Here is a 13,258-nt window from a genome sequence, read left to right on the forward strand (position 1 = left end):
CGCTGTTCAATTTTCTAAAAAATATTCTATATCTTTCCATGATCACAGTTTACCATGACCATTTTTTCTTGTCAAATTATTGACTCTCCACATTGATCGATATATATTGTTGTAGGAGGTGCTGGAAATGTCAGCCATACGAAGCAACTTGAAAGAGGTCATGGAAAACCATGATCCTGGTTTATCAATCCGTAAACTTGCCAAAGATGTTAATTATCACTTTGATTCCATTCGAAGAATGTATAAGGATGAGATGGTTCAGTATCCGCGAGATCTGCTTCTTAAGCTCTGTATATATTTTAAGGTACAGCCTGGGCAGCTCATTGTAATCGATGAGATTGAACGAAGTGAATGTACCACATATGAATCGAATGAGCATCAGGGGGACAAGAATGATAGTTGAAGGAACAGAGGCTGAGACTTGCGAACAACTGCTGGTTAAATTTCGTGCTGCTCCTCGAGCAGCTAAAGTGGAAAAGTTAATGTTCTCGGGTGTCGGCAAACGTGATGTTTATAATATAACTGCGCCTTTCAACTATGATGGGGAAGAAGTTATCGTGGGAAGGGTTGAGGAACGCGACAGTGAGTTTTCGCAAGTGTTCTTCTTTACGCAAACAGACGAAGTTTGGAATCCGAGAGTGCATACACACACCTATAATTTGCAGGATCCTTTCATAACCATGATTAAGGGAGAGCTGATTTTTGGTGGTGTTGAAGTCATCACTGCAGCCGATAATTCCAATAAAATCGTTTCTTGGGTTACTCAATTTTACCGGGGGCTCAGTATCGATTCTCTATGTCACTTCTCCTCCGGTCCCGGCACAATGAAGGATATTCGATTAATTGAACTAGCCGACGGCAGAATCGGTGTTTTTACCAGACCGCAAGGAATTAGGGGCGGAAGAGGGCAAATTGGATTTACAATTATCCGTTCTTTGGAGGAGCTTGATGAACAAACCTTTATCGATGCGGATATAATTCAAGACCAATTTGTCGCTGAAGAATGGGGAGGCGCGAACGAGGCGCATTTATTGAAAAATGGTCTTGTTGGTGTCCTGGGACATATCGCTTGTTTCGATAACCAAAAGAATAAGCATTACTACTCTATGGTTTTTTCAATAAATCCCGAGACATGTGAGAAAACGCCCATTAAAATCATAGCGGCGAGAAGCGATTTTCCGGAAGGACCCGAGAAACGGCCTGACCTTGAAGATGTAATATTCAGCGGCGGGCTTATACGGTTAAATAATGGCCGGGCAATGCTTTCAGTAGGGGTTAGTGACGCCGAAGCTTATCGAATTGAGATTCCGGATCCTTTTATAGAGTATGAATAGTGTTAAAATCCTGAAAAAAGTCTATCTGGCTGATAGAATAAAAAATTTAATGTTCTTGCTCTCAATTTGACAAGATCTTATGGTCGTGGTATGATCTTAATTGACAAGAAATTATGGTCAAAAGAGAGCAGGAATCAAAATTATGAGTAAAACCATTCAATTAAGCGAACGAGCCGGCACATCAAAGTCCATTATGAAGCAAGGAAGAAAGTTGGGACGAATTCCGGCTGTGTTATATGGGATAGGAAAAACAACGGTTTCAGTCGAAGTGAATGAGAAAGAAGTACTGGAAGTGCTTAGAAAAAATCCGCGAGCCATTCTGCAGGCTGCGATACCGGGTTCGGGTGTTCTTCCGGTACTAATTCAAAACGTGCAACGGGAAACGTTGACCGGCAAGCTGGTTCATATTGACTTTCACCATGTGAACATGAACGAAAGCATGAACAGCATGGTCAAGATTCATTTTTACGGTGAACCAACCGGTGTGAAAGCAGGCGGAGTCCTTCAGGTGGAGATGTATGAAGTCGAGGTTCAATGCATGCCAGATCATCTGCCCTCTTCCATGGAAGTCGATGTGAGCGGACTTGCAATCGGCGATCAACTACTCGTTTCCGATCTGGTCTTCCGGGACGGAATCGAAGTACTGTCTGACCCGAATTCGGTCATGATCCAGATCAAGACCGTTCATGAGGAAGCGCTGGAATCGTCTGAAACTGCCTGACCCAAGAAACAGACAAGACAGGACTATGCATAAAAAGGATTGGAAATGAATCGGACTTCTTCAGGTGCATTTCCCATTGCAATTCCTAGTCCGGCATATTCAATCATGTCTAAATCATTATAAAAATCACCAATCGCAATCATCTCGGACGGATTGATTCCATACAATTCGAGGATTTTTCTCAGACCATTGGTCTTACTGGTCTGATGGTGAACGTACTCTTTGAAAAATTCGGCGTTCGCTCTTATTTTGATTTTCGATGGTAAGGTCATATTTTGCCAACCGTTAACTCGGTTCTCATCATCAATAGTGAGTTTCATTACGTTCTCCTTTAATTGCATAACATCATGATGGATTGTGTAACGAATCTCATACTGTTTGCATTTATCCACCTGATAGGGACTCATTAACTCTACGTAATGATTGAAAGCTGTTGTCAAAGAGAAATGGATATCATTTTGTCGGCAGAAGCTAATTAACGGCGAAATTTCTTCGATGGTAAATGAATGCTCGTGTACGATTTCTTTCGTCCGATTATTAATCGTAACAGCTCCATCGTTTGAAACTAAAATTCCTTGAAAATCAAGAGCTTGGATAATTCGTTCTGTCTGCATGTAATATCGTCCAGTCGCAATCACGACCTGAATCCCGGCGTCCTGTGCCTTTTTAACTGCTTCAATGTGTTTTGCAGATAACTGACTCTGACTATTCAACAGTGTGCCATCAAGGTCTAAGGCAACTAATTTATAACGAATGTCCGTTCACCCACCTTTGAGATGTTAACCAAGCCGTTCAGCTGGCTGCCTTTTCAACATTTTACATTAGAAAGAATGAACTACTCCTGTATTTCAATATCATTATCCTTACACCATTCTCTTACTAATTCTCTTATCTTGTTTTCTTTGTACTTATACCATTGTCTATCGATATCATGTTCAATTATCCCATCTTTAAATCTCCGAAAGGCTCCCCTTCCTTGAATGGATTCATACAGTTCGTCCCTAATTAATTGATTATCGATTGTCCCTATGAATTCTTCCATGATTTCATACTCGTTGTATTCGTTTCTTAATGTATAATCGACATAGATCCCATCCTCATCCTCCATAATGCTTATTGCTTGCTTTATATTTCCCCTCTGCCATTCCGGAAATTTCTCGAGTGGTATTTCATCTTCCGCCGCCCTTATTTCTTCACGAGTTAATGTAATAACTTCTGCTGTTCGAGTATTTATATATGTAAAAGTATCATCAATTTGAACCTCGAGTTCATCAATTAGCTCATCAATCTTAACAGGTATGACATTCATCCTCATCATCCTTCCTTTCTTTAGAGTAACATTTTACTCAATGATACATTAAAGCTGCCTTACTGCCTACTTTCTATTTGCCGAATCGGCCGCGTCTCACTTACTGAGCAATTTCGGGCCACAAAATGCAATAAAGCCACCGAACGATTCGGTAGCCTCAAGATATTATTGCACTATTATACGATTTCACACCAAACATCATAATGCAGCGTATTGCGGGAATTTTCATTCGTCGAACAGGGACGCAAGTTATCCTTTATGCTTTTAACTTTGGATTTCAGTATAAATTTGAAAGGTCACACCGAATTTGTCAGTTACATCACCAAAACCTGGGCTAAAAGGGGTCTCTTCAAAGGGCATATTAACTTGACCGTCTTGCCGTAGGGCTTCAAAAAAACGTTTGGATTTTTCCAGGCTGTTAGTTGAAATGCAAATTGTGACCTGTTTGCCCTTTGGAATAGACGAACCAGTTGGAGCATCCGAAAACATGAGTTCCGATTCGCCAACTCGTAACTTTGCGTGTGCCACAAGATTCATTAAATCATCAGTGAAAGTATCAGGCATTTCCGGCATGTCTCCGTAAGTACTTATTGTGAGGACTTCGGCATCTATTGCTTGTTCATAAAACTGAATAGCTTCCCTTGCGTTCCCTTCCATGTTTAGATAAGGGGTAAGTTTTACTGTCATCATGATCAACTCCTTTTTTTTCAATCATAGCTTATAAATAATGCTTTGATTTCTTTTAGATTGCTATGTTGTATTGAAACAGCTATCTTTCTGCTAGAATTTTATTGATACTTGCCAATTGGATACAAACACATAATATCTCGATTGATTTCTCTAGTTCTTTCAAAGATGGAAAGGTAGGGGCTATGCGTATATTACGGTCGCGCAGGTCCTTGCCGTAAGGAAAAGTCGCTCCGGCCGGAGTCAATGTTACACCGGCATCGGCTGCCATTTTTACAACGATCTTGGCACAACTGTCCAATGTATTCAGACTAATGAAGTATCCTCCATTTGGTTTGTTCCAGGTTGCAATATTCTTCCCGCCCAGCTCTGAATCTAATTTATTTAGGACCATCTCAAATTTGGGTCTAATAATAGCTGCATGTTTTTCCATATGACTTCGTAAATGATCAATATCCTTCAGAAATCGGAAATGCCTTAGCTGGTTAATTTTATCGGGACCAATTGTCTGGACAGCAATCTGTTTCCTAATATAATTTATGTTTTCAACACTTGCCGCCATAGCAGCAACACCGGCTCCAGGAAAAGTAACCTTGGAAGTAGAAGTAAATATAAAAACACGGTCAGGATTTCCGGCCTCTTTACATGCACTTAGGATATTTTTCAAATGATCGGGTTTGTCAGTCAAATGGTGTACAGTATACGCATCATCCCAAAAAACTCTAAAATCCCTTTCCTTCGTCTGCATATTGGCAAGTCGGTCAACAGTCTGATCCGAATAAGTGATTCCATCAGGATTGCTATATTTTGGAACGCACCATATTCCTTTAATCGTATCATCTTGACTAACAAGCTTTTCAACTGCATCCATATCCGGCCCATCATTAAGCATATCCACTGCGATCATCTCAATATTTGATAGTTCACATATAGCAAAATGTCTGTCGTAACCCGGACTTGGGCATAAGAATTTAACAGTCGAATGTTTTCCCCAAGGCAGTTCGCTGCCATAAACACCGTGAAGCATCGCTCTGCTTACAGTATCGTGCATCAGAGTAAGACTTGAGTTCCCCCCAATTATGATTTCATTTGAACTAACTCCAAGTATTTGTGAAAATAACTCCTTAGCTTCGGGTATCCCATCAACACCACCATAATTAAGACAATCCGATCCGTCAATGGCCTTTAAGCTGTCACTGGATGTGACTATATCAAGCATGCTTTTGGAAAGTTCAAGCTGTTCAGGACAAGGTTTTCCTCTGGACATGTCCAATTTCATTGTCTGATTCTTATACTCAGCATACCTTTCTTTAAGAGACACATAATGTTTGTTTAATTCAGCTATATTCATGTTCAAAAAATCAGTTTTATTCCCCATGCACCAGCTCTCCCGTCAGAGAAAAGATTATTGACATTGATGGCATTAGCCAGCCCGTTAAAGCTTAACTACAGCTAATTATAACGAGGGCAATAATATAAATAAAATTAACATTTGTGATATCAGATATAAATCAAATTAATGTATGGATGGCGGATGACTGATTCATTCCGCGTTAGCGACGTGGGCTATCAGCACCGTCTCTAAAACGAATAATATACCTCTTTCCCTTCAAGAAAATCCCGACAAAGCGTGTTGCATATTTTTGAAGCGTGCTCTTTTATCCAGCCGTTCCTCTCAGAATCGTTAATAAAAAATACATAACTAATGAAAATATCCATAAATATTTGTCCTTCAATGTACCGAATCTCATCAAACGAAAAGCTTGTTTTAGAAGCATAACCATCCAAAAACGTTTTTCTCAATTCACTTTTCAGCATTGAAAAAGCACTGCCCAAATCAAACAAATAGTATCCGTAACCAAATAAGCAATAATCGATTAAGGAAGGATTTTGTTCAGAAACAATGACATTACCCAATTGAAAATCAGCATGAATGTATCCCCATGAGTTTTTCCTAGAGTCCAGTTCTGCTAACTGTTCTTTGACTATGGATAGAACGCTATTAATAACATCATAATCCTCCTGATTGAGGACAGCATTGTTTGTGGCCTGTCGAAGTTCTGTTAACGCTTCATCGATCCTATTGGCATTGTAGACTGGTCTATGCAACTCCAATGGCATTAGAGTTTATGATAATCCATGTAACCGGGCGACATTTTCTCCTAATCTATATATAATTTGATCTATGCTGTCTTCATTTAGGGTAAGAGTGGAGCCTTCGATCCATTCTAGAAGAGTTGCAAAACTGGCGCCATATTGATCAGAAATATATTCAGTAACCAATTCACCTTCTTGATTTACAACAGGCCTCTGAATTTTCAGTATGTTTTTTTGATCTATTTCTCGAAGAAAAACCATTTCTGACTGCAATCCATCCCGGGTATGTTGTAAGCCTGAAAGCCCGTCAGATATTGGTTTATGTATACGTAACAAGTACTTCCTGTTATCAGGCTTGTTTGTCACTCTAAATGTAATATTTTCATTATGTCTAATGAATTCAATGATCGGCTCGATGAACGAATAGTGCAACAATACTTTCTGAGCTTCAATTATCACAACACTTCTCTCCTTCCGGTCCGGAACTTCTTATATATTGTAACAGTTGCTCGTTGTATTTTGTTGGAATAAATAACTATATTTAAATGATCCGTTTTTCTTCCTGATTTATCATGCCTAGGTACAGCAGAAAAAGCCGCTTGCCTGCATATGAGCAAGCAAGCGGTCCATATGTCAACCAACCCCATGGCCGAGTTTTAACGCCACCCTCGCCTTTCTACTCCGCTTCCGCCAGCTTCAATAGTCCGTATCCGGAAGTATTCTGATATGACTGACCGGATATATCGTTCCATATCGCGACGCTGTCACGGTCTCCGTCTCCGTCCTCGTCATTATTGACCTGGAGGTCGAATCCAATCGTATCGCCAGCTTGCGGCGTTCCGGTCCAGGCGATGGACGCTTCCACCACGTAGCCAGCAGCCGTCAACTGAACAGCGGAGATCAGATTCCCGCTCAGAGACGCCGGATTGACAGTCCGTTCGTTATCGAAGTTGATCCGATACTGCCCGTCGTCCGGTTCGAAAAAGCCGGTCTTGGCATTATTCGAGTCAATGAAAATTTCCACCGAATCCTGCTCCCAAGCATTGGCGCTCCGTTTCGACAGCAGCGCGTCAGTTACCTCGGCCAACACGTACAAGCGCCCGTCGTCCCACAGCGTCCGGACCTTCGCCGTCGAGCCGCTCGATCCGATGACCCAACGGTCGGTTGCGACTGCATTCGCTCCGTTCCACACCGCATCGATGCTGCCGTCGATGACAGGCGTTCCCTCAACGGCCGTTGTAATTCGAGGCCCTTCGACCAGCATCAGCACGCCGAACTTGGAGGTGTCGGTATCCTGCGAGCCGGTCGTATCGTTCCACGACGTCTTCGTCTCAACGTCTCCCGAACGGTCGACAAGCCGCACATCGAATCCTAGCTCCCCGCCGTCAATCGGAATCGCGGCTTCGATGCGGTATCCGCCTTCGATCTTGACCGCCTTATAATCCGCTGGCTCATGCGGGTTCGCGCCGGAGCGCCGGAACGTATATTTCTTGTCGTCCGCCTCGTAAGCGGTCGTTTTGCCGTTGTTCCCGTCGATGTAAACCTCCACCGCATCGTTACCGTTCACCGTCGTGTCGAACACGTCGACCGATACATACAGGTGATCCGCATCCCACAGCGTTCTAAATTCGGCGGCGGATTCGCCGGCCTTCAGTACGGGCACGGGCGCTATCCGGCCCCAGTCCTCTTCCAGCGTGCCGTCGACATTCGCGCTGCCGGCGGCGGCTGCCGCATGCTTGATTTCGACCGGTACCTTGCCAGGGTCGACGAGTCCCCAATACGCATATTTCGCCTGGAGCCGCTCATCGAACAGCAGAGGCCAGTTATTGCGCGTGACAGGGAACGTGCGGAGCCAACTGTTTCCATCGTCCTTGCCCCAGAAAATGACGGCGGTAATTTGGTCCTTATACTTTTTGAACACGTCGAAAATTTCCTTGTAGCGGTGAGCCTGCCTAATCTGCAGGTCGACCGGGAACGAACTCCAGGAATCCGTACCGTTCGTATAACTGCTCATATCCATCTCGGTAATCTGCTGCTCGACGGCGAGATCGGTGAAAGTGCGGATCGTCGCATCAATTTCCTGCACCGACGGATTTTGAATATCGATATGCATTTGGTGGCCGACGCCGTCCACTGGAATACCCTTATCCTTCAGACGCTTGATCAAATCGTGCAAAAATTGCCGCTTAAGCGGCTCGTGCGTGTTGTAATCGTTGATGTAAAGCTTGGCAGCCGGATCCGCTGCATGCGCATATTCGAACGCCTTCTCGATATATTCTTCTCCGGCGATCTGATACCACAGGCTGCCCCGCATGCCGCCCGGCTGTGAAGGGTCGATAACTTCATTAACGACGTCCCACGCGTAAATACTGCCCTTGTACCGTTCAACCACCGTGTCAATATGTCGCTTCAGCCGCTGCAGCAGCAGTTCCTTGCTTGCGAGGCTGCCGTTTGCGTCGTGAAATACCCAGTCCGGCGTCTGGCTGTGCCAAACGAGCGTATGGCCGCGAAAGTCAATGCCATTGTCGACGGCAAAATGGAAAGCTTTATCCGCGCGCGTAAAGTTGAACTGCCCCTCCTGAGGCTCGGTGGCGTCCCACTTCAGCTCGTTGCCCGCCGTCAAGCTGTTGAAATGCTTCTTGAGCAGCTGCGCGTCCGGTCCGTCCGGATCGGCGATTTCCGATACGAGGAACGCCGATCCTAGTTTAAAGTCGCCCGCAAACACATCCTTAAGCGACGGAATGTCCTTTTGGATTTCGATCGGCACCGGATCAGGACTGCGCTGAATGAGAAAATCGTCCACATAAAAAGCGAGCGTCGGATTCGCGAACGATTCGAAATAAACGGAGACCTTCTCGGACGACTCGAGAAGCTTGTATTCGCCCGTCAGCTTCACCCAACCGCCGGCGGCTGCCTGTCCGGAGGCGACACCCTCGTAATAAGTGGAACCTCCTGCCGTCCGCTGGATCGTCATCGATACAGAGGTGTTGGCCGACCCTGCGGACAAGCGCAGCCAGGCTGATATCGAATACGTCTTGCCGGCTTCCATAATCGGCGTCACATCGAGCTGCGGGCCGTGCCATCCCTGCGTTCTTCCCTCGACCTGAAGACCGTATGCTCCCGTGTGCGCCGCCGGGGCTGCCGCCGTCAGAATCTCCGAGCCGCCGCGACCGTACCAGCCTTGAACCGTACCATCTTCAAAGTCAGTCGCGATTGCGCCCGGAAGGACTGCTTCCGCACTCGCCCGTTTCGGCAGTTGGCCGAACGTCAAAGACAGCATGGCAAGGATAATAGCCATCAAGATCGAACCTTTGCGTTTGAATCCCTTTATCTTCATCTATAACACCTCTCCCTTAAAAATGTTCATCAAGTTCCATATTAAACCGCCCCTGCTTGGGGCTGCTTTGCTTCAAGTTCCGGGCACCTATTGTGAACGGAATGATTGGACTGATCGTGACAATGATTAGACTTCCAACCCTGGTCCATATAAAAGCCGGGGAATTCGCAAAAGTTGTTTGCGTATTTTATACGCTTCATCCAATCCCGCATGAATGGAATCTCCAGTAGGGATAAAGGAAACGATCAGGACCAGGCTTACTGTTTTCTTCACTAAACAGATCTCCTTTCTGATGTTCATTCTTGTCAAACGAGGGCGCCTTGAAGTTGACGGTCGAGCGTACTCTTCGGGCTCAGGAGATCGTACATCTTGTGATACAGCAGCTGTCCCTCCCCTCTATGATACTCGGATTGTAAACGTTTTCCATTCTCAAACTATAGGTTTATATCCCCTAAAACTTAGGACTTGTTCGCTGACGGACGCTCGGGACCACTCAGCACCGTTAGCTTGTAAGCGCTATCGGAATAAATTCCGGATCCTCCCCACTGCGGCACTATTTAAAATGCGGTATAATGTCTCAAGAGCTTATTGAAGGAGGAATAGCAACGAAATGTTAAAAAAACTGGGAAGGAACGACCCCTGCCATTGCGGCAGCGGCAACAAATACAAACGCTGTTGTCTGGATAAAGACGAGGCCGGCAAAGTGACTCGAATTACGCCAAATAATCCCGGAACCGCCCAGGCACGCATATCCTTTGAACAACTAATTAAAGAAGAACTGATATGGGCCAATTCGCTTTATCAACTTATCGCCGGACATCTCGTTAATCAAATGAGCGGCAAGTATCCCGACATTGAAGTCGTTGCAGCCGTCCGACTTTGGAACGAATTTTCCGGAATGGAAATGCCCGTAATAAAGAAAGCGGGCGTCTTCCCGGCCGCTGTGGAATATTGCATCTGTCAATTTTACGGGCACTCTGTGACCCAAGCCTCGCTGGCTGAAAAATATGGGATATCCGCTGGATCGATTTCCCAGCGTGTTCAGCACATCATGACATTCATCGAGCAGCATGGCCCGCCGGCGGAAAGGGAAAACGGCACTCCAATAACGGTTCCTGCAGCTTCTGGAAGTCGGATGAACATGGAACGTAAAATACAGCAAATTGCAGAGCTTATGCAGACTCATCAATTTTCCTCGATCGAAGAAGCAAATGCTTTTATTCAACAGATCGACCTTGGTACGAATCAGGGCAGCAGAAAACGTGCTCGCTCCAAGAAAGAGCAGGCCCAAGAACTTCTTTATAATGCATGGGATGAGCCTAATGCCGGCAAACGGGCTCAAATGGCCAAGGATGCACTCCTTCTTTACCCGGACAGTGCCGACGCCTATAATATTCTTGCCGAAAGCGGGGCATCGAGTATGAAGGAAATGGCTTACTACTACAAACAGGGGATGCTGGCCGGGGAACGCGATTTGGGTGAAGAATTCTTTCGGGAGAACAAAGGCCATTTCTGGGGGTTCACACCCTCCCGCCCCTTTATGAGAGCGAAGAAAGGCTATGCGGAAGCATGCTTTGAATTAAAAAATATCCCTGAGGCGATCAGGCATTACAAAGAATTGCTTGAGCTTAACCCTATGGACAACCAGGGCGTGCGCGAGCTGCTGCTCATCGCGCATTTAGAGACGGAGGATTGGAGGAGCGGAGCCAGGCTCATCGAGGCCTATAGCGAGGACGGAACGGCATGCTTCAATTATGACCGCATACTGATCGAGTACGGCCTGCATGGCGTGACGCTCAAGCTTAGCCGGCTGTTGAAGGAAGCAGCGAAACAGAATCCGCATGTTCCTAAATTTCTGCTCGGCAAGAAACGGATTCCGCGTCAAATGCCGGACTATATCGGATTCGGCGACGAACAGGAAGCCATTGTCTATGCTCAGACCCATAATCATATCTGGCAGAGCAAGCCGGAGTTGCTTCGCTGGCTCGGCTCCAATGTATAATGAATGATTTATATTGCAGGCAACGAAGCAAAGGCTCAGTCATGTTATCGACAGAGCTTTTGCTTTATTTATTTTCACGGAAGCAGGATCAACTTCTCCCAAGTTCTCTAATTGGTCTCAATCGGTATGTCGGATGTCATTGATTATTCTTTCGAATGGCTTCGGTACCAGTCGTTCGCATCCTTCAAAACCTGTTCACCGCCTGCTTCCATAAACTCCTTGACGAAAACATCAAAATAATCGACGGGCATATCCCCCGTAATGATGGAAATATAAGCTTTGTTCCGAAGTTTAATAAGCTCCGGGCTGTTTTTTATTAAGGAAGGTAAGGAAACCTTCAAGGCATTGTACACGCCATGTTTGTCAAGCCCAAGAGTAGAAGCCCATTTCTCCCTTCGGTCTGTAGGCACAGCGGGGACAGCCATTCCAATATTTGCGCCAATTTGGTTGGTATAATTAACGCTCTTATCAAACGGGGGCAGTATTACGACATCGTCCGTGGAATTCCCGGCCCATTTCCAGTGCTTTCCTTTCACCCCGAATTTCATCGTCATGCTTTCTTCCAGGTTCGGGTTAGCGCTGACATAATCGAGAATTTCTAGAATTTTGGCCAGTTTTCCCGGCTCTTTTACAGCATTTGCACCAATCGCGGTATAACTCATCAGCAAATCATATGCCTTTGACCCGCTCTTTCCATCAGGCCCGGTAACGGGTTGTCCAACTATGATCCGTGCATGGCTGTTTTTATTGGCAAGCTCCAAAGCATTGAACGCCGCTTCTACCGGAACCTCTTCTCCCTTTTCATTGAAAACCTTGTAATCGCCGACTTGAATCCAGTGATAGTAATTGCCCATAGAGGTCATTCCGATTCTGCCATTAATGAATGCATGGGAGAGGTGCTTATAGCCTCCTTTGTTTTCACCGGTAACGAATTCGGGATCAATCACTCCGTCCCTATACCACTTTTGCAAATATTGAAGCGCTTCCTTCATCTCCGGCTCCAGCGCCCCGATGACAAGGCGGTGATCCTTCTCTGCAAAATAAAGCTGCTCGGTGAATACCATTTGTCCGAACGCTCCAAATATGACATTCATCCCTTCACTCGAGAGGCCATACGTATCGTTCTTGCCGTTCCGATCCGGATCGTTACTCGTGAATGCATACATAACCTTCTCGAATTCTTCTATGGTTTTGGGGGTCTTAAGACCAAGCCGATTCAGCCAATCCTCCCTGTAAACCACGGGAACCCGGTAAATATTCGTTGGATTGACAACAGGAATCCCATAATAGTTGCTTTCAATCTTGCCATACTCCATATACCCTGGGGCATTGGAATGAATTAACCGGGTCAGGTTCGGCGCATATTTATCAAGCGTGTCCTTCGGGATTTCCGCTAGCACATTTTGGTTCCGATACTTCAACAGATCATACGGCTGCCGGATCCGGAAAAGATCAGGGATCTCGCCTTGAGCTAGTTTGAGATTTAGAAGCGCTTCGTAATTATTGTTTTCGAGATTCCAGATATCCAGATCCACATTAAACTTTTCTTCCAAATATTGAATAATCTCCGCATTCTCAGGAACCGCTTCGTTCAGGTGCATCGTCCAAGAGATTTTATACTGCTTGTCTTGAGCGAGAGCTTTTGCATTATTACTAGAACCTTCTGCATCCTTACGTTTTTCGTTCTGATTTCCGCAAGCGCTTATGACGAGGATCATCACAAGAAGGATAAGAAATAATCGGCCACAAACATAAATTTTCATAGGAATGA

General features: G+C 45.2%; 13 protein-coding genes. 4 read left to right on the plus strand and 9 right to left on the minus strand.

The annotated features are described in order from the left end of the window. Positions 1 to 127: 127 nt before the first annotated feature. The 3 genes from KZ483_RS20670 to KZ483_RS20680 all read left to right on the plus strand — a co-directional run bounded on the left by KZ483_RS20670 (position 128) and on the right by KZ483_RS20680 (position 2,055). Positions 128 to 403, plus strand: coding sequence for a helix-turn-helix domain-containing protein (locus KZ483_RS20670; protein ID WP_220349433.1), 276 nt, complete (start codon positions 128 to 130; stop codon positions 401 to 403). Continuing rightward, positions 393 to 1,334: a DUF1861 family protein gene (locus KZ483_RS20675; RefSeq protein ID WP_220349434.1), complete on the plus strand. Its 942-nt coding sequence runs from the start codon at positions 393 to 395 to the stop codon at positions 1,332 to 1,334. The genes KZ483_RS20670 and KZ483_RS20675 overlap by 11 nt, the downstream gene beginning before the upstream one ends. Before the next feature lie 142 nt (positions 1,335 to 1,476). Further along, positions 1,477 to 2,055, plus strand: coding sequence for a 50S ribosomal protein L25 (locus KZ483_RS20680; RefSeq protein ID WP_258881354.1), 579 nt, complete (start codon positions 1,477 to 1,479; stop codon positions 2,053 to 2,055). A 23-nt stretch (positions 2,056 to 2,078) separates the two neighbouring features. Here the strand turns inward: KZ483_RS20680 and KZ483_RS20685 are convergent, their stop codons facing one another. The 8 genes from KZ483_RS20685 to KZ483_RS20720 form a co-directional block, all read right to left on the minus strand. Next, the gene (locus KZ483_RS20685) at positions 2,079 to 2,810 is read right to left on the minus strand and encodes an HAD family hydrolase (protein ID WP_258881761.1); all 732 of its coding nucleotides are present in this window, start codon (positions 2,808 to 2,810) and stop codon (positions 2,079 to 2,081) included. An 80-nt stretch (positions 2,811 to 2,890) separates the two neighbouring features. Further along, positions 2,891 to 3,364 (minus strand): UPF0158 family protein, encoded by a 474-nt coding sequence (locus KZ483_RS20690; protein ID WP_220349437.1) that lies wholly within the window; start codon positions 3,362 to 3,364, stop codon positions 2,891 to 2,893. 264 nt (positions 3,365 to 3,628) lie between these two features. Continuing rightward, positions 3,629 to 4,051 (minus strand): VOC family protein, encoded by a 423-nt coding sequence (locus KZ483_RS20695; RefSeq protein WP_220353582.1) that lies wholly within the window; start codon positions 4,049 to 4,051, stop codon positions 3,629 to 3,631. Between the two features lie 82 nt (positions 4,052 to 4,133). Then, positions 4,134 to 5,429, minus strand: coding sequence for an aspartate aminotransferase type Ic (locus tag KZ483_RS20700; RefSeq protein WP_220349438.1), 1,296 nt, complete (start codon positions 5,427 to 5,429; stop codon positions 4,134 to 4,136). A gap of 203 nt (positions 5,430 to 5,632) precedes the next feature. Beyond that, on the minus strand, positions 5,633 to 6,172 hold the full coding sequence (locus KZ483_RS20705) for a phosphotransferase (protein WP_220349439.1): 540 nt from the start codon (positions 6,170 to 6,172) through the stop codon (positions 5,633 to 5,635). Positions 6,173 to 6,178: 6 nt separating this feature from the next. Continuing rightward, a complete protein-coding gene (locus tag KZ483_RS20710; protein ID WP_220349440.1) occupies positions 6,179 to 6,607 on the minus strand; it encodes an aminoglycoside phosphotransferase/kinase family protein in 429 nt (142 codons plus the stop codon). Between the two features lie 217 nt (positions 6,608 to 6,824). Continuing rightward, positions 6,825 to 9,485 (minus strand): endo-1,4-beta-xylanase, encoded by a 2,661-nt coding sequence (locus tag KZ483_RS20715; RefSeq protein ID WP_220349441.1) that lies wholly within the window; start codon positions 9,483 to 9,485, stop codon positions 6,825 to 6,827. 126 nt (positions 9,486 to 9,611) lie between these two features. Further along, positions 9,612 to 9,758 (minus strand): hypothetical protein, encoded by a 147-nt coding sequence (locus KZ483_RS20720; RefSeq protein WP_220349442.1) that lies wholly within the window; start codon positions 9,756 to 9,758, stop codon positions 9,612 to 9,614. 337 nt (positions 9,759 to 10,095) lie between these two features. Between KZ483_RS20720 and KZ483_RS20725 the strand changes: the two genes are divergently transcribed. Next, positions 10,096 to 11,487, plus strand: a complete 1,392-nt coding sequence (locus KZ483_RS20725) for an SEC-C metal-binding domain-containing protein (RefSeq protein WP_220349443.1) — start codon at positions 10,096 to 10,098, stop codon at positions 11,485 to 11,487. 143 nt (positions 11,488 to 11,630) lie between these two features. Here the strand turns inward: KZ483_RS20725 and KZ483_RS20730 are convergent, their stop codons facing one another. Next, the gene (locus tag KZ483_RS20730; protein WP_220349444.1) at positions 11,631 to 13,250 is read right to left on the minus strand and encodes an extracellular solute-binding protein; all 1,620 of its coding nucleotides are present in this window, start codon (positions 13,248 to 13,250) and stop codon (positions 11,631 to 11,633) included. Positions 13,251 to 13,258 lie beyond the last annotated feature (8 nt).

Source organism: Paenibacillus sp. sptzw28 (assembly GCF_019550795.1).
Lineage (GTDB): Bacteria > Bacillota > Bacilli > Paenibacillales > Paenibacillaceae > Paenibacillus_Z.